Source organism: Dysgonomonas sp. PH5-45, assembly GCF_029893235.1.
Taxonomy (GTDB): Bacteria; Bacteroidota; Bacteroidia; order Bacteroidales; family Dysgonomonadaceae; genus UBA1309.
Window position 1 is genome coordinate 1 of record NZ_JARXWE010000005.1, and the last position, 16971, is coordinate 16971.

General features: G+C 40.5%; 15 protein-coding genes. 6 read left to right on the forward strand and 9 right to left on the reverse strand.

The genetic code is table 11. The features are described 5' to 3' along the window. Nucleotides 1–252 precede the first annotated feature (252 nt). The 4 genes from M2132_RS02920 to M2132_RS02935 all read right to left on the reverse strand — a co-directional run bounded on the left by M2132_RS02920 (nucleotide 253) and on the right by M2132_RS02935 (nucleotide 7601). Nucleotides 253–2250, reverse strand: coding sequence for a hypothetical protein (locus M2132_RS02920; RefSeq protein WP_280671184.1), 1998 nt, complete (start codon nucleotides 2248–2250; stop codon nucleotides 253–255). A 776-nt stretch (nucleotides 2251–3026) separates the two neighbouring features. Continuing rightward, the gene (locus M2132_RS02925; protein WP_280671186.1) at nucleotides 3027–4307 is read right to left on the reverse strand and encodes a glycoside hydrolase family 57 protein; all 1281 of its coding nucleotides are present in this window, start codon (nucleotides 4305–4307) and stop codon (nucleotides 3027–3029) included. Nucleotides 4308–4345: 38 nt separating this feature from the next. After that, nucleotides 4346–5605: a glycosyltransferase gene (locus tag M2132_RS02930; RefSeq protein WP_280671188.1), complete on the reverse strand. Its 1260-nt coding sequence runs from the start codon at nucleotides 5603–5605 to the stop codon at nucleotides 4346–4348. Between the two features lie 19 nt (nucleotides 5606–5624). Continuing rightward, nucleotides 5625–7601, reverse strand: a complete 1977-nt coding sequence (locus M2132_RS02935) for a glycogen debranching enzyme N-terminal domain-containing protein (RefSeq protein ID WP_280671190.1) — start codon at nucleotides 7599–7601, stop codon at nucleotides 5625–5627. A gap of 267 nt (nucleotides 7602–7868) precedes the next feature. On the opposite strand from M2132_RS02935, the gene M2132_RS02940 reads away from it, so the two are divergent. The 4 genes from M2132_RS02940 (at nucleotide 7869) to M2132_RS02955 (ending at nucleotide 12767) form a co-directional block, all read left to right on the forward strand. Then, the gene (locus M2132_RS02940) at nucleotides 7869–8327 is read left to right on the forward strand and encodes a hypothetical protein (protein ID WP_280671192.1); all 459 of its coding nucleotides are present in this window, start codon (nucleotides 7869–7871) and stop codon (nucleotides 8325–8327) included. Between the two features lie 208 nt (nucleotides 8328–8535). Beyond that, on the forward strand, nucleotides 8536–9384 hold the full coding sequence (gene lgt, locus M2132_RS02945) for a prolipoprotein diacylglyceryl transferase (RefSeq protein WP_280671194.1): 849 nt from the start codon (nucleotides 8536–8538) through the stop codon (nucleotides 9382–9384). Nucleotides 9385–9405: 21 nt separating this feature from the next. Further along, the gene (locus M2132_RS02950) at nucleotides 9406–10614 is read left to right on the forward strand and encodes an FprA family A-type flavoprotein (RefSeq protein WP_280671196.1); all 1209 of its coding nucleotides are present in this window, start codon (nucleotides 9406–9408) and stop codon (nucleotides 10612–10614) included. 53 nt (nucleotides 10615–10667) lie between these two features. Beyond that, the gene (locus M2132_RS02955) at nucleotides 10668–12767 is read left to right on the forward strand and encodes a M3 family metallopeptidase (RefSeq protein ID WP_280671198.1); all 2100 of its coding nucleotides are present in this window, start codon (nucleotides 10668–10670) and stop codon (nucleotides 12765–12767) included. 89 nt (nucleotides 12768–12856) lie between these two features. On the opposite strand, the gene M2132_RS02960 is transcribed toward M2132_RS02955, so the two are convergent. From M2132_RS02960 to M2132_RS02970, 4 genes are all read right to left on the reverse strand, one after another. Then, a complete protein-coding gene (locus tag M2132_RS02960) occupies nucleotides 12857–13192 on the reverse strand; it encodes a DUF4405 domain-containing protein (RefSeq protein ID WP_280671200.1) in 336 nt (111 codons plus the stop codon). Between the two features lie 11 nt (nucleotides 13193–13203). Then, nucleotides 13204–13479, reverse strand: coding sequence for a DUF362 domain-containing protein (locus tag M2132_RS12100; RefSeq protein WP_407932410.1), 276 nt, complete (start codon nucleotides 13477–13479; stop codon nucleotides 13204–13206). 31 nt (nucleotides 13480–13510) lie between these two features. Continuing rightward, on the reverse strand, nucleotides 13511–14362 hold the full coding sequence (locus M2132_RS02965) for an AraC family transcriptional regulator (protein WP_280671202.1): 852 nt from the start codon (nucleotides 14360–14362) through the stop codon (nucleotides 13511–13513). A 97-nt stretch (nucleotides 14363–14459) separates the two neighbouring features. Then, nucleotides 14460–14930, reverse strand: coding sequence for a GtrA family protein (locus M2132_RS02970; protein WP_280671204.1), 471 nt, complete (start codon nucleotides 14928–14930; stop codon nucleotides 14460–14462). Nucleotides 14931–15063: 133 nt separating this feature from the next. Here M2132_RS02970 and M2132_RS02975 point away from each other — a divergent pair, with 133 nt between their 5' ends. Further along, complete coding sequence (locus M2132_RS02975) at nucleotides 15064–15681, forward strand: bifunctional nuclease family protein (RefSeq protein WP_280671206.1); 618 nt, start codon at nucleotides 15064–15066, stop codon at nucleotides 15679–15681. Nucleotides 15682–15722: 41 nt separating this feature from the next. Continuing rightward, a complete protein-coding gene (locus tag M2132_RS02980; protein ID WP_280671208.1) occupies nucleotides 15723–16427 on the forward strand; it encodes a 16S rRNA (uracil(1498)-N(3))-methyltransferase in 705 nt (234 codons plus the stop codon). A gap of 138 nt (nucleotides 16428–16565) precedes the next feature. Here M2132_RS02980 and M2132_RS02985 read toward each other — a convergent pair whose 3' ends face one another. Next, entirely contained in the window at nucleotides 16566–16877 is a 312-nt protein-coding gene (locus M2132_RS02985) for an RNA-binding protein (RefSeq protein ID WP_280671209.1), read from the reverse strand. Nucleotides 16878–16971: the final 94 nt, after the last annotated feature.

The window sequence follows — 16971 nt, forward strand, 5'->3', positions numbered from 1 at the left end:
AAGAGAACTGCTTACCGAATTTCAAGTCAATTCAAAACAAAATGTCAAAGAGCAATTGGATTTATTTAATTCAAATTTTTAACGCATCAGTACTAATGCAAAAATAACATTTTTCGGCAGATATGCAAGTATAAATATAAAAACGGATGCATATTTCAAATAGAAATCGTGCATCCGTTTTTATATTCGGAGTTAAATAGTTAATAGCTTTTCTTACTAAATTTACTAACCATTACAATATTTTAATAAGCGTTAATCAATCCACGGATATGCTTTACTTCCGAAGTCTGTATTATCTGGATCTATAACACAGCGTATTGATCCGCCATAAGAACGATTTAGGGGGTCTTTAGCATCAATTTTCTTAGTAGGATAGCTGATGGTAAAAGCAACACCATATCCGCCGTTAATAATATTTATATTATTGTTCGAGCAAGTCCAATAAAGGGCAACTGGATTATCGTCTCTAACAGAGGCATCACTATTGTGACGGCGTCCCGATACCGGTAACATCATATTTCCATTTACCTTAATACCATAATATGTACCATTTTTTGTCCATTTCCAGCCATAGGCTCCGTTTCCGTCATCGGGGATATTGCCGTCTTGAGTACTCGTTCCTCCAAAAATAGACATCATTTGTGCCATGGAAGGTATTTTCCAACCCACAGGACAAGGGTCTGATATAGTTTTTTTCGGATTAACGGTTTCCATATTACCATCTCCCCACAAGTTATTTATAACGGGATTAAGCCAACCGGTAGAATTAGTAGTTGTTATAAATTTACCGAATCTGTTACTTAAAGAAGGTAGCACCTGATAATTATTATCCACTTCTCCTTTAGCCGGATTAGAAGACACTCGCGCGCCATAAGTGCCGCTACCGCTGGTTTGGTGTCCGTCAGCCCTACGCCCCCATTGGAACTTACCACCAATTAGACCTGCACTTGGCGTAAAAGGGTCAGCAGTATATGTTGCTCCAAGGTTATGGCACATAAATGTAATCCAGTCACCATCAGAAGTATAAGCACCGCAAGGGCTCCATCCGGCAGTTTTGCTGACATTGCACGCCGCGGTAGCCGAATACACTCTACATGTATATTGAGTGAAATCTGCCGCCGTCATGTTCGATATAGTTACTGTCGGGGTGTTGCCTCCTATAATTACGCCGTTTTTCCTCCATTCGTAATTAAGTTCCATATTACCGATTGTGTTTACTATGGCAGCAAGGGTTACGGTAGAACCTATTGAAAGATTAGCCGCCGCAGGGCTTGACGAAATTGCTACTGTCATGTTTTCGTCGCAATCTTCAACAAAGGTTCCGGTTGAATGAACCATAATATAGCAAGTTGCATCCCCTATTGTTATGGGTATGGATATTATTCCAGTAATAGTTGCTTTTCCTTTCAATTGAATCTGAATTGTTCCTGAGGTTGCACTGGTACTTGCTGTATGATTTGTTTTAACTTCAATCCATAAACCATTAGCTGCTCCAAGTACATCTCCTGCCGAAAACGAGAATTCACCTCCAAGCTTTGTGTAATTAAGGTTTTTAGTTTCAAAAACAGTTATAGCTACACCATTTTCGACATTGCTAAAATCAATAGACCCACAACCAGCATCTGTTACACTTGCAGCCGCTTGCCAGAAAGTATAATCACCACCTTGGTCGCAGTCGTCTCCTAATCTTACCGTAACACTACGTCTCTCAAAATTGGGGTTAACTGCAAATTTAACTGTAAATTTTCCGTTAACTTTATTTACCGGGTCTAATGTAGCGTAAGTAGCCCCATCAATTATGTCAATGTCAAATTCTTCAGTTGTACATCCCGATTCTATAGATATTTCAGGAGTGCTTCCTCCCCCTGCGCTCACATCGGGTACAGGATAGGGAGTAACGGTTAGTCCTATATCGGCACACATAGAAATCCATTTACTGCCATTCCAAGTTTCCAAACAATTTGTTTGTGTGTTAAAGATAGTAAGCCCTTTAGTAAGGAAATTTTTAGCTGCGGTGTTATAGGTCTGAAACTCTGTTGTTGCCACAAGTGCATCTCTTTCGGCAGTTGTAAGTTGAGGCATCCGCAAACCTTTAGCCTGACTGGAGATAAGTTCCAAAACAGAAAAATCTTTCGGTGCTGCTCCGCTACCTATTGTTACTTGCGCACTAAGCCGGGGAGCAGTGGCAAAGCATACGATTAATAAAATTATGGACGATAGCCACAGTTTTGATTGTTGTTTGTTCTTCATGATTTGTAAAGTGTTACCAATCCCCGTCTATCGAAACAGACAGGAACTCTCATTATTAAAATTATTTGATTGTATTGTTTTTAATGAATATTTGGCGCAAAAAACGGAAGGGGAGTTCCTATTCAATTTGTACATATTGCCTGCTATTTTCACAAACGGCATAACAATTAAATCGAATTGAATGAAAGGCAAATAAAAAACAAGAACTCCCCAAACCCTTTTTTGTATAGTTTTTAGGTTTATGTTTGCGTGAAGAAAAAGGGATACTGGCTCTTTACCATTGGCGGGTACAGGGCATACAAACAGCGAATATTTTTTCGCGAAAAAAAATACCCGAATCTTTTGTCTGATAAAATTATTTGATAATTTGACGCTATGCGTAAGCACACGCACGCATGGCGATAATAGGCTGTAAATACATACTTTTATTAAAAAAATAAAAGTAGTAATACTCTGTATTTAAGTCTTTTATTGGAAAGTGTTATAAGTGAGGCTCTCTCTCTAACAAAACAGCCGAATTAATCAACCCTACGGAGTTAATTAATTCAAAAAAAGAGTTATATACCAGAGATCGACTCATCAGTTTTGCCTGTTTTAAATATTGACGAAGCAAAGTAAGATATTTTTTCTTTATGATACAAAAATATTTAAGTTTATTATTTTTAAACTACAAAAAAATACTGATTCGTAATTTTTAACAAAAACAAATTACACTATCCATAATCTCAATTGATGTTGTATTTGTGTGCCAATTTCAGTCCTATTTTCAGATTATTTTATTTATTTTTATTTTTCAGTTTTCCTATTTTCTCTTCCAAACGGTCAATTTCGGCTGCCTGATTGTGTATTGTTTCGAGCAGTGAGTTTAGTTCTTCGTTTTCAATATCGCTCGGGAATTCGGCTTTCACTCTTTCCTTGAAGTCGCTCAACACATTCATGTAATTGTTGAATGCTTCGTAAGGCGAATTATATGGGCTGAAAGGCAAACTCTTTTTTGTTCCCATATAGTAGAAATGGTCGCTTGCCTGCAAATAAATCCAGTCTTGTATTATCCGTCGCGACTGGCTTAGTTGCACACGTTCGGCCAATTCATAGAGTTTTTTTGAGGCCTCTTGTTGCAAAATATTCCCGAGCCACGCCGAGGTATCGCGCTCCTCATCTGCCCACGATATAGGGTGAGTTGAAGATATGCTGTCAACAGGTTTATAGTTTTCAAATATCTGAGAGGGTGTTGAAAACGAAATATTATTTTTTTCGGCAAATTGCGGAAGCACCTTCATAAATTCAAAAATGCCCGACTGTACAACCTGATTCCGCCCAAAGGTTTCGTAGTTCATAAACAAGTTAAAAACATTTTCCTCCTTTGGTGTTGCCGCTATACCGTTTATCAGCTTATCGGCCGTGAGTGGGTATCCCGGCCATTTGTAGTCCGAAAAATGATATGCTATATCGTTACTTAAGCGGGAGTTACGCAAAAGAAGTTTTAAGTTGGGTTGTGCAGCCGATTCGTACAAGTAATTAGGACTTTTCCACCCCAAGGTACGCTTAGCCCCTTCGGTGAGCATGCCTTTATATCCCATTTGGTAAACAAGCTCCGCAATATCATCCGAATACAGCAACTCTGTGTTCCTAAAAACCTTTGGCTCCTGATCGAACAATTCCCTTATTTTTTTCCGGTGACTGTTTACTTGCCTTCTGAAACTTTCGGCATCGAAAAGCGATACCAAAGAATGGGCATAGGTTTCGGACAAAAATTCAATGCAGCCCGTTTTGGCAAGTTCCTTCAACCCATCTATTACTTCGGGGGCATAAATCTCCATTTGTTCGAGGGCTATACCCGAAACAGATATCGAAGCCTTGAAGCGGCCTTCCGAATTTTTTATCATATCCAGCAGCATACGGTTTGCCGGAACATAAGACGTTTCGGCCACCTGTTGCATGATGTCCTCGTTCGAGAAATCGTCGTAATAATAGTGATCGCCACCGATATTAAAAAAGCGGTATCTTTTTAGCCTGAACGGTTGGTGTATCTGAAAATAAAAGCAAATCGTTTTCATAATTTCCTGCTTATTTTGTTTTCTTGAACTATAAAAATTTAATGGCACAGACTGTTGTAAATATCCCGCACTTTCTGTCCGGCGTCTTCCCATCTGATGTTATCAACTTCGCGCTTCCCTTCGGTTTGCAGAAAGCGAGCCATTGCCGGATAGCGGCAAATGGAGTATATGGCATCGGCCATCGCCTCGGTATCCCAATAATCCAGTTTAATGGCCTTACTCAATATTTCGGCACAGCCCGATTGCTTGGATATGATAGTAGGTATGCCACACTGCATGGCTTCGAGAGGCGATATTCCGAACGGCTCCGATACCGAAGGCATTACGTAAACATCGCTCCGCTTCAGCATTTCGTACACCTGCTTTCCTCGCAGGAAACCGGGGAAATGAAACCTGTCGGATATACCTTTGGTGGCAGCAAGGTAAATCATCTGCTCCATCATATCGCCACTGCCGGCCATCACAAAGCGCACGTTGTCTGTTTTGCGCAGCACTTTGGCCGCTGTTTCAACAAAGTATTCCGGTCCTTTTTGCATAGTAATACGCCCAAGGAAGGTAACAATCTTATCCTTAACCCCTTTTTCGGGTTTTATAGCTTCTATCTCGGGACTAAGCGGTTCTACCGCATTATGAACCGTACTTACCTTGCGGGGATCTTGGTGATATTTGTCGATAACGGTACGACGGGTAAGATCGCTCACGCAAATTATATGGTCGGCATGGTCCATTCCATCCTTTTCTATATTATACACTTGCGGGTTCACTTTTCCGCGGCTGCGGTCGTAGTCCGTAGCATGCACATGGAGCACCAGTGGCTTGCCCGAAACGTTTTTGGCATGAATACCCGCCGGATAAGTGAGCCAGTCGTGCGAGTGTATTACGTCATAACCATACGTCCGGGCTATAACGCCGGCAACTATCGAATAGTTATTGATTTCTTCCAACAAATTATCGGGGTACTTGCCCGAAAACTCTATACACCCAAAGTTGTTTGTACGTATATAATTGAAATCGGCATATATATGATCCCTCAAATTAAAATACTCTTGAGGGTCCATAAAGGACGAAAATTTTTCTTTCGCTTGATTGTAGTTTACATCGCGCCAAACAACAGGAACGTTGCATGCCCCAACGATTTTCAGAAAACTCTGATCTTCGTCGCCCCAAGGTTTAGGAATAACGAACGTTATGTCCATATCGGCCTGCGTCGACATGCCCCGCGTAAGCCCATAACTGGCTGTACCCAAGCCTCCCAGAATATGCGGAGGGAATTCCCATCCAAACATTAAAGCTTTCATAACTGTATCTCTATTGGCATTAAACTTCTGTTTCGTATTCTCTTGCCCATTCTTCCTCCAAATCGGCATATAAACGCATAAGCCGCAGTACACTTGCCACACTTGTCGCATCCGATATAGCCCCCCTGCCCGTATACGGTGGGTTTCCGTCATACAGTTGCGACAAAGAGCCGATACAATCGTTCGTCATTTCTTCTTCCAGTCCTATAATCAACCGTTCTATAAAGGAGATGGAACTACGCTGATGCACCTTTATGTAAGCCTCAACAAACGGGGCTAAAAAGGCAGGCCACACCACACCGTTCGAAAACGCGTAGTTGCGGCTGTCGATATCGCCGGTATAATAAGGCTGATAACCTTCGCTTTTGGGGCTCAATGTTCTGATTCCTTTGGGTGTAAGCAATTCCTTGGTAACCATATCAAGGATAAATTTGCTTTGACGGCGGGTCAGCAAAGGATGCTCCAAAACCAATGCAAAAAGCATATTGGGGCGTACACTCCAATTGGGATATTCGCCGTCTACATAATCGAACAAATATCCGGCAGTATTTAGGAATGTATCTAAAAACGAAACCCTCACCGTTTCGGCTAATGCTGTCAGATTTCTTGTCTGAGCCGAATTTCCGTTTGCGCTGGCCATATCAAGGTTAAACATTATGAGGTCGTACCATATGGCGTTAAATTCAACCAAGCAACCCGTACGGGGCGTTACCGGATGGTCTTTTATCATGGCATTCATCACACTTATAGGCTTATCCCTTCCGTCACAATAGAGCAATCCGTTTTCAAGAACCTTTAGTTCGGGATGGCGGTTTTTGCGGATAAATTCAAAAATGCGCACAACCAGATCGGCATACTTCTGCTTAAAAACATCAGGCGATATCTTTGCATAACGCATCAGCGACCAAACCACCCATAAAAGGGCATCGGGCTCTGTATCCAGACTTTTCAGGTGATGATTGGTTACAGTTTTTCTGCTTAGAAATTGTTTGATTGACGGTATGGCTGTGTCCATTATCCGTTCAAATGCTTCGGGCTTACCAATCCCGAAAGTTAATGCAGGCAAAGTAAGAAACTGTATCCGTGCGCTAACACCCATCCACGGATATCCGGATTTTATATAAAGCTGGTCTGCATTAGGGCTAAAGTAAAACTGATGAGCCGAATTAGTCAAACAGTTCAGAAACGAAGATCGGGATGTACGTCTGTCGGTTTCTGTTTTAAAACTCTCAAGCAATTTCTTTGTCTCCACCAAGCTATCACTGCCCGAAAAGACGATGGTTTCATCTTTTTTTATTGGCATTTCAAAGTATCCGGGGCTATAAAGATCTTCTTTATAGGGAAACCCGTCTTCCTGATCCTTCTGATACTCCACACCCTTATACCATGTAGGGGCAAAAACAAAATTATTGCTCTTGCTGAATTGCATGTAAATGTTAGGATAGCCGTTATACATGCTCAGGCTGATGCCGTTTTCTACCACATCGTAGGCTTGCGAAGCCCATTGGTTTTCGTACGTCAGGTCGTTAATACTCCTAAAAGCGAGCAACGGGCGAAACCGGATGGTGGTGGGCGAATGGGCATCAAGAAGCCTGTAGCGGATCATGATGCTGTTTTCTTTGAGTGCAAAAACCTTTTCTTTCGACAGTATTACGCCTCCAATCCGATACACGGTTTTAGGACACGAATCGCAATCGAATTCGCGAATATATTTATGCCCCATAGGGCTATAATTTTCGCCATCGTATTTGTGTAATCCTAAATTAAACTCAACCCCACGTTGGATAATTGTTTCGTCGAACGACGAAAGCAAAACATGGTTCGAATCGTCAATTTCAGGTATAGGCATAACCAGCAGTCCATGCTGTTTCCGTGTGTTACATTCAACCAAGGTAGTGCAGTGATAGGCGCCTTTGCGGTTTGCCCTCAGAATTTCCCTGTCGAGAGAATATTCCAAGTTAACCATTCGTGTTTTATCAAACTTCAAATAACTCATACCCCTTCAATTTATTACTTTTTAACGCGAAACCTTCTACCTTATCTTCCAGTTTGTTTTTTTGCATTCATCCCAAAAGATAAAAAAAGCCTTCGTGATAAAGATAAGTAAAAATTTAACAACTCCGAAAAACTTTTACGAAAAATGAATGCTCTAATCAGCAAAAATCACCTTATTTACATCAACATGTTGTAAATCTGTCATTTTATTTCTATTTTCGCACCTTAAGGAAATCATTTCAAACTCTTAATTTAGTAAAATATCATTATGAAAAAAACAATCAGATTTGCATCTATTGCAGTCGTTGCCGCATTCCTGTTTTCGTGTGGTAACAAAGAAGCAGCACCAAACACCGAAGAAACTAAAGACACTACCGAAGTAGCCGCCGCGGAAGAACCTCAACCCGAGCCGGAAGTAGTTGTTGAAGAAATGACTCTAACCTTTGTAGCCGCCAAAGACCCTTGCTTTGGCAATGACGCGGAATACCTCATCATTAAGGGAGGAAAAGCTTTTGAAGACGAAAAGAAACCTTACAAAACATCGGCAAAAACGGGAGCGCAAAGCAGCGTTAGCTTTGGCAAATTCGTAAAAAACGAAGACGGTTCGTTTAAGCTGGAGGTAATGAGCAATACAAACGACATAGATAGCGGCAAAACTACAATAACCGTAGTTGATGCCAACGGTACAGAAAAAACCGTTAGCTTCGAAATACCTTATTGCCCTTAACCATAGGCAAGTTATTGCTGTAAAAAATATCGAAGGGGCTGTCCGGTTTGGATAGCCCCTTTTTTGCACCTATTAAAAACATTAATTTTACTATAAAATCTTGTTAACGTTGGGTTTTATCCTGTGTTTTGTCTGAAAAAACGAACAATATTCAGTATATTTGCCATTCAAAAAAACAAACGCTGCATAAATCAAGAGATATAACAGAATGCTTGCATCTATCACATGGGATGTTGATCCTGAAATTTTTAGTCTTTTCGGAAAACCAATAGTATGGTATGGGCTTTTATGGGCTGTGGGGCTGATGTTTGCCATAGTAATTATCGGCAAAATATATAAGCACGAAGAACTGCCCGAAAAATGGTTCAACAACCTTTTTTACTATGTTGTTATCAGTCTGATTATAGGAGCTCGCCTGGGGCATTGCCTGTTTTACAATCCCGAATATTATTTTACGCACCCTGCTAAATTCCTTGCCGTATGGGAAGGTGGACTGTCGAGCCACGGCGGAGCCATCGGTATTGTTATAGGCGTATGGCTCTATTCGAGAAAGATACACAAGAGCATGATTTGGACTCTGGACCGTGTTGTTGTTGCCGCCGGACTTACAGGAGCTTGCATACGCTTGGGAAACCTGCTGAACTCGGAAATATACGGAAAACCCACAACTTTGCCTTGGGGATTCAACTTTGTGAGAGACCCCCGATGGTCTGAACCACTGGGAGAACCATTTTTTGGTTCGGGAGGGTTGCCTTGCCACCCAACACAAATCTACGAAGCGCTTATCTACTTGGCGGTATTCTGTTTGGCAATGTATATGTACTGGAAAACCGATGCCTCAAAAAAACAAGGGCTGATATTCGGCACTTGCATATCCTTGATTTTCGTTGCCCGTATATTGCTCGAATATCTGAAAAACGTTCAGGAACCGTTCGAAATCCAGATGCGTGCCAATTATGGGCTGGATATGGGGCAACTGCTTAGCATTCCGTTTGTCGTATGGGGTATCTGGCTTGTATGGAATGCACTCAAGAAAAAGCCCGCCACCGAAAAATAAACAACATCAGAAAAAAAAGCTATGCTCAAGCCAATACAAATAAAAGAGAATTTATATTACGTAGGTGTTAACGACCGTTCAAAGGAATTGTTCGAAAACCTGTGGCCGTTGCCCAAAGGCGTGTCTTACAATTCTTATCTGATTGTTGACGAAAAAACAGCGCTCTTCGACACGGTCGATATCTGTTATTCCGACCGTTTCTTTCAAAAACTCGAAACGGCTTTAGACGGACGTCAGTTAGACTACGTAGTTATCAATCATATGGAACCCGACCATTCGGGCTCGCTGGGCCTGCTGAAGGCCAAATATCCCAACGTGCAGGTTGTAGGGAATAAACGCACGGCCGATATGATACAAGGCTTTCACGGAATTACGGACAACGTGATGCTTGTTTCGGACGGCGACCAACTTCCGTTGGGCAAACACAATCTGGTGTTTTACCTGACACCGATGGTACATTGGCCCGAAACGATGATGACCTACGAAACTACGGATAAGATTATATTCTCGGGCGATGCCTTTGGTACTTTCGGCACGCTGGACGGTGGTATTACCGACGCACAATTGCACCCCGAACGATATTACGACGAAATGATTCGTTATTATTCCAACATAGTCGGTAAATTCGGGTCGCCGGTACAAAAGGCTTTAGAGAAACTTAACAACCTGGACATAAACTATATATGCTCAACACATGGCCCTGTATGGACCTTGCCTCAACAGATTGAAAAAGTAGTAAACATTTACGACAAGCTAAGCCGCTACGAAGGCAACGAAGGCGTTGTTATAGCCTACGGAACAATGTATGGCAATACCGAACAGATGGCCGAAACCATTGCGCACGAATTAGCCGTACAGGGAATAAAAGAAGTTATTGTACATAACGTATCCAAGCGTTCAGACTCTTATATTCTCCGCGATATATTCAAATACCGGGGGCTGATTGTAGGCTCGCCAACATACAACAACAAACTGTATCCCAACATAGAATATCTGCTTTCTAAAATAGAGAGTCGCGAAATGAAAAACCGCTATTTCGGTTATTTTGGCTCATTCACATGGGCAGGGGCAGCAGTTAAGCGGTTGGCGCAATTTGCCGAAGACACCAAGTTTGAAGTAGTTGGCACTCCCGTCGAAATGAAACAGTCTATGCAACTTGACAATTACACAGCCTGTGTAGAATTAGGCAAAGCAATGGCTGCCAGATTGATACTCGACAGAAAACAATAAATTAAATATATAACAACAAAAAAAATCAAGACAAAAATTAAGTAAATTAAACCATGAAGAAATTATTAATTGTTCTTAGCCTGCTTATTATGATGTATTCGTGCGACAGTAAGAAGAAGGATAATCCTTTCTTTGCTGAATATGAAACACCGAACCAACTTCCACCCTTCGACCTTATCGAAATAGAGCACTACAAACCTGCTTTCGAAGAGGGTATGAAACAACAATTAGCCGAAATAGACTCTATCGTAAACAATACCGAAGCTCCTACTTTCGAGAACACGGTTCTTGCCTTAGACGAAACAGGCCGTTTGCTCGATAAAGTATCGTCTGTTTTTTATTCTGTTCTCGAAGCCGACTCCGACTCTACAATGCAAAGTTTGGCCGAAGAACTTTCGCCCATATTATCGACTCACGCCGATAACATAAATCTGAACGAAAAACTCTTTGCTCGCATAAAAACTGTTTATGACGACACCACACGGAAAGATTTAACAACAGAGCAAAAACGCCTGACTGAGAAATTTTATAAATCTTTTGTACGTTCCGGAATCATGCTCGATGCAGCCCAAAAAGACCGCATGAGAGAGATTAATAAAGAACTCGATTTGCTGAGCTTGAATTTCGGGAACAACCTTCTTGCCGAAAACAACAACTTCATCCTAATCGTTGACAAAAAGGACGATTTGGCGGGTCTGCCCGAAGATGTTGTTGCCGCTGCTGCCGAAGCTGCAAAAGCAAAAGGACATGAAGGCAAATGGGTGTTCACGTTGAGTAAAACAAGCTGGATTCCTTTCTTGCAATATGCCGATAACCGTGATTTAAGAGAAAAACTTTATAAAGCAATGTACAATCGTGGCGATAACGACAATGAGTTCGACAATAAAGCTATCATCAGCAAAATTGTAAACCTTCGCCTCGAAAAAGCTAACCTTTTAGGTTACAAAACTTATGCTGACTTTGCTCTTGAAGAAACAATGGCAAAAACTCCGGAAAATGCAATGAATCTATTGAACAGTATCTGGAAATATGCCTTACCACAAGCTAAAAAAGAAGCTGCCGAACTACAAAGCATCATAGACCGCGAAGGCGGAAACTTTAAATTAGAGTCGTGGGACTGGTGGTATTATACCGAAAAACTGCGTAAAGAAAAATATGACTTGAACGAACAAGCCCTTAAACCTTACTTTGCAGTAGATAACGTACGCGAAGGCGTGTTCATGGTAGCCAACAAACTATATGGTTTGAACTTCAAAGAAATAACCAAAGATGTACCTGTATATCACAAAGACGTTAAGGCCTTTGAAGTATCGGATGCCAACGGATACATCGGTACTATCTATATCGACAACTTTGCCCGTCCTTCTAAAAGAGGTGGTGCATGGATGGGTGTCTTCCGCGAACAAGAAGTTTATAAAGGACAGTTTATTACTCCTATCGTTTACAACGTGGGTAACTACCCTGCACCGGTAGGCGATGAACCATCGTTGCTTTCGCTTGATGAGGTTACAACAATTTTCCACGAATTCGGACACGGATTGCACGGATTGCTGTCTAAATGTACTTACAAAACTTTAGCCGGAACAAACGTCTCGCGCGACTTTGTGGAGCTTCCATCGCAAGTACTTGAACACTGGGCTTTGCATCCTGAAGTATTGAAAATGTATGCCAAACATTATAAAACAGGCGAAGTTATCCCTGAGGAGTTAATCAACAAGATACAGGAAACAGCAACCTTCAACCAAGGGTTCATTACAACCGAAATTGTTGCAGCCGCTATCTTGGATATGAAATGGTACACCATAACACAAAAAGGCGATATTGATGTCAGAGCATTCGAGAAAAATGCTTTAGAAGGAATAGGCCTTATCCCTGAAATCATTGTTCGTTACCGCAGCACCTACTTCAACCATATATTTGCAGGTGGCTACTCGGCCGGATATTACAGCTACTTGTGGTCTGAAGTATTGGATTCGGATGCTTTCCAAGCTTTCGAAGAGAAAGGTATCTTTGACCAAGCAACAGCCAAATCTTTCAGAGAAAATGTTCTGTCGAAAGGTAATACTGACGATCCTGTGAACCTTTACAGAAAATTCAGAGGAGCTGATCCTAACCCAATCTATATGCTAAAAAGCAGAGGATTTGTGAAATAAGAACAAATAAAACACATTCATAAACAAGAAAGAGGCATTTCAAAGTTTTGAAGTGCCTCTTTTGTATTCTAAAACTACGTTGTCACAGCCTAAAAATGACGATGTGCAAAAAGAAATCCTATAAGGATAATAATGGCTACCAGAAGAACACCCCAAACAGCTTCCCGGCTTACAGTCACTCCCTTGTTTTTTATATAAGCCTTCAATGACCGCCAGTTTGTTACAGTATGCAGAACAGCCAACACAGCAAAAACAAGCCCTGCCAGAACATGAACAGCCGTGAAAAAGTGTATCGAAACACCTTCTTCAAACCTTTCAAATACCTGAATCAATATTCCTGTAATAATCAGAATTAACAATGTAAGAAACAATCCTATTGACACGAACTTACGTCTGCTAAACGATTTTTTTTGCAATACTTCCATATTTTTTTTCATTATTGGTGATTAAATACCCCGTAAGGACAAACTTTAATACATTTCTTACAGCCTGTACAATTATCCGAATTTTTGAAAACGACATGTTTATGCCAAAGAAAACTAACTTTACCGATTACCTGTTTCGGACAGGTTTCCACACACATCCAACATGCTTTGCATTTACGCGGATTCATCCAGATATAAGGGGTTCGTATTTTTTTCAATTTATCTGCTCCTTTCACCATCCCAATTTGTATTAAGTTAAACACAAAGTAAAGTAAAAGAACAGGCATACGAAATGGATAAAAAGAGGCAAGAATTGGATTATTCGAGGTATTTCTTTTTGAATTGTGTAGGTGATAGTTTGGCTGTTTTAGTAAACAGGCGTGTAAAGTAAGCCCAATCTTCGTATCCCAACTCCAAAGCAATTTCTTTCACGCTCATGTTTGTGTAGAACAACAAGCGTTTAGCCTGAATCACAATTTCGTTGCGGATATAATTGCTCGCGCTCTGTTCGGTAGTTTCTTTTACGGCTTCATATAAATACACAGCCGAAATATTCAACTTGGCCGCATACTGCGAAGGGCGCTTCATTGAGCGATAATGAGTTGATAATAAATTCTTAAATTTGTATGTGATAACAGCAGAACGTTTGTTTATCGTAGCAGGCAATTCATTTTGATAAACCTCCGCAATCATCCCGATATAAGACGAAAGCAAATCCCGTAGAATATGTTGCCCTGTGTTTTCACTGCCGGCTTTAAGCCGCTTATAAATAATGGAAGCGCAATTCTTTAAATTGTTAATTGTTTCTTCATCCGTCTTTACACTGTTTCCTGCCATAACAGACTTTTCAAACACTCCTTTATATTCGTCTCTCACCACCATACTATCAACAGCAAGAAACCAGCCGCAACCGCTGACACCGGTTCCCGGAAGATGCACTTGTCCCGGCAAAATACAGAAAATGCTTTTCCCGGTTAACTCTTGTTCTTCAAAATCTATCAATACCTTTCCTTTACCTTCTTCTATCAGCAGAAAAATATAATAATCGTCTCTGTGTGCATAAGTTTTGGAAGGAAGTGTTTGTTCCTTAACCTCCTCCGAGAAATAGCGCATTTGGGCAATTTCCCCCTGAAAGTGTTCCGATGTTTTACGTGTAGGAATATTGTCCATCAATATATAAAAAAAGATATATTGCAAAAATAGGATTTTTCGATGTATTCCCCAAAGTATCGTTTAAAGGCTGAATTGTATAATCAAGATTGAGGAGTTAATCTACCTTTTCTTGTTTTTTCTTGAAGATAACGAGCTTGCTAAGCACAAACTGAATCATTGCCACTATCACAATAGCTATAATCTTAGCCAACATGGCGTTGAGCATAAGATAGTCGAGCATAAAGGTGAGCAACAAGGTACTGATACACATACCCATAAGCACCATCAAGGCATAAGGCACAAAACGTTTCAGAATCTTGTCATGAACCTTAAATGTAAAAAAGCTATTCCAGATAAAGTTATTTATTGCCCCAAGAGACGAACTTACAATACTGGAAACAAGTGCATCGGCAGTATCTACATTAGCCCGTCCGCCCAATGATTCGAAAAATGATGAAATGGCTCCCGAAAAAGAATAATGAACAGCAAACATATCTACAAGCAAATAATACACGCCTGCGTCTATCACAACGCCTATAACGCCTACTATCCCGTATTTTATCAGTTCCTTAAAAGTTTGTCCCATTCCAAATAAAATTTCAGAGTGCAAAGATAATCTTTATTCCTCTTTTTTGATGGAAATTCAATATAATCGTTCAAAAATGGATAAAATAAAATAAAAACGCTATTTTTGTAGTAATCAGGTAAAAAAGGTTCTGGTGGAAGCAAAAGTTAAATTATCGGTATTAGGGTTTTCTTTCAATCAAAGTAAATCGGGCACATATGGGCTTGTTCTTTCGGAAGAAGATGGATTACGGAGGCTTATGATTGTTGTAGGTACTCCTGAGGCTCAATCTATTGCCTTTAAGCTTCATAATACAAACCCACCCAGACCCCTGTCGCACGATTTGGTTCAGTCTATCCTAAAAAGATTTGCCATTACACTCAAGGAAATATTTATTTATAAATACGACGATGGTATATTTTTCTCTCACTTGGTGTTTAACCAAAACGGACAGGTTATAGAAATAGAATCGCGAACGTCTGATGCCATAGCCATAGCTTTGCGTACAGATTCGCCCATTTATACAACAGAAGATATTATGCGCAGACTTGCCGTTGTGGTGCAGGACGCTGACGAAGAAAGTAAAGACACGCACAATGTTGCCCCGACAGCCGAAGAAATACAAGAAAACGAGATAAACTATTACTCTGTAATGTCGGACGAAGAACTGAACAGTTTGCTGAATGATGCTCTTGCCATAGAAGATTACGAATTAGCTTCGATAATCAGAGACGAAATACGAAAAAAGAAAACAAAAAGAAAAAAAGCCTGATATTTCAGCCCATTAAAATTCTGTCAGGGTAAATTAAAACAATGGAAAAAAATATTTTTTTTGCTCCCGATATTCTTGCAAACCTTGAACTTCCCGAAGAAGAAGCAAAGCACTGTACAAGAGTTTTAAGGAAAACCGAAGGCGATATGATTCTCATAACCGACGGGAAAGGTCATTTCTTTGCCGCAGAAATTATCTCTGCAAATGTGAAACACTGCTTAGTACAGATCATCGAAACAATACCTCAAAGCACAGGTAGGGATTTCCGTCTGCAAATTGCTTTCGCTCCCACTAAAAATATGGATCGTGTAGAATGGTTTGCCGAAAAAGCTACCGAGATAGGCATAGACAGCTTTACACCCCTATTGTGCCAACACTCCGAAAGAAAAGAGATAAAGCATCACCGGTTAGAGAAGATTCTTGTTTCGGCTATGAAACAATCGCAAAAAGCCACCTTGCCTTTGTTAGATAAGATGACAAGTTTTTCTTCTTTCATTAAAAAAGATTTCCATGGCCGTAAATTTATAGCTCACTGTCACCCTTCCGGCAAAGAACTGATAAAGAAAATATATAACCAAGGCGAAGATGCTTTGATACTGATTGGTCCTGAGGGCGATTTCAGCGAAGAGGAAGTAAACCAAGCCATAACCTACGGTTTTGAACCCATCAGCCTTGGCCAAAGCCGCCTACGGACGGAAACAGCAGCCCTTGTAGCATGCCATACAATTCATGTGCTGAATCAATAAATGTCACTAACCGTTGAGCCTTGAAATCTGCTTAACGCCTTTTACGATAATATACTGAAAAAAGGTAACGATACCAAAAAATAAAGGCTGCTAAAAAAAGCAGCCTTTATTTTTTAAGTCTCGATAATATATTTTTGGTTATCTGTTATATCTATCGTTGTTCCTGTTGCGGTTGAATCCGCCACCGTTGTTTTGTCTTGGACCTTCGGCGCGAGGGCGAGCCACAGATACAAAGATTTGTTTTCCATCATATTCAGCACCGTTCAATTCGTCAATAGCTTTTTGTCCAGAAGCGTCATCATTCATTTCTACAAAGCCGTATCCTTTAGAACGTCTTGTATCTCTGTCCATAATAACTTTAGCCGAATTGATTTCACCATATTCGCCAAACAAATCCAATAGGTCAGCATCTGTAATACTATTGCTTAACCCTGCAATAAAAATGTTCATGTAAAATAAAAATTAAAAAAAATAATAAATAATCTCTGCAAAAGAAAGTCTATAAAAGGCAGAAATAAAACACTTACACATCAAAGAGAAGTAA

Coding starts and splice junctions, on each gene's coding strand:
- M2132_RS02985 (WP_280671209.1), bottom strand. CDS start 16,877: ATGAACATTTTTATTGCAGGGTTAAGCAATAGTATTACAGATGCTGAC.
- M2132_RS02960 (WP_280671200.1), bottom strand. CDS start 13,192: ATGGAAGTATTGCAAAAAAAATCGTTTAGCAGACGTAAGTTCGTGTCA.
- lgt (WP_280671194.1), top strand. CDS start 8,536: ATGCTTGCATCTATCACATGGGATGTTGATCCTGAAATTTTTAGTCTT.
- M2132_RS12100 (WP_407932410.1), bottom strand. CDS start 13,479: ATGCCTGTTCTTTTACTTTACTTTGTGTTTAACTTAATACAAATTGGG.
- M2132_RS02930 (WP_280671188.1), bottom strand. CDS start 5,605: ATGAAAGCTTTAATGTTTGGATGGGAATTCCCTCCGCATATTCTGGGA.
- M2132_RS02955 (WP_280671198.1), top strand. CDS start 10,668: ATGAAGAAATTATTAATTGTTCTTAGCCTGCTTATTATGATGTATTCG.
- M2132_RS02965 (WP_280671202.1), bottom strand. CDS start 14,362: ATGGACAATATTCCTACACGTAAAACATCGGAACACTTTCAGGGGGAA.
- M2132_RS02935 (WP_280671190.1), bottom strand. CDS start 7,601: ATGAGTTATTTGAAGTTTGATAAAACACGAATGGTTAACTTGGAATAT.
- M2132_RS02940 (WP_280671192.1), top strand. CDS start 7,869: ATGAAAAAAACAATCAGATTTGCATCTATTGCAGTCGTTGCCGCATTC.
- M2132_RS02980 (WP_280671208.1), top strand. CDS start 15,723: ATGGAAAAAAATATTTTTTTTGCTCCCGATATTCTTGCAAACCTTGAA.
- M2132_RS02925 (WP_280671186.1), bottom strand. CDS start 4,307: ATGAAAACGATTTGCTTTTATTTTCAGATACACCAACCGTTCAGGCTA.
- M2132_RS02970 (WP_280671204.1), bottom strand. CDS start 14,930: ATGGGACAAACTTTTAAGGAACTGATAAAATACGGGATAGTAGGCGTT.
- M2132_RS02950 (WP_280671196.1), top strand. CDS start 9,406: ATGCTCAAGCCAATACAAATAAAAGAGAATTTATATTACGTAGGTGTT.
- M2132_RS02920 (WP_280671184.1), bottom strand. CDS start 2,250: ATGAAGAACAAACAACAATCAAAACTGTGGCTATCGTCCATAATTTTA.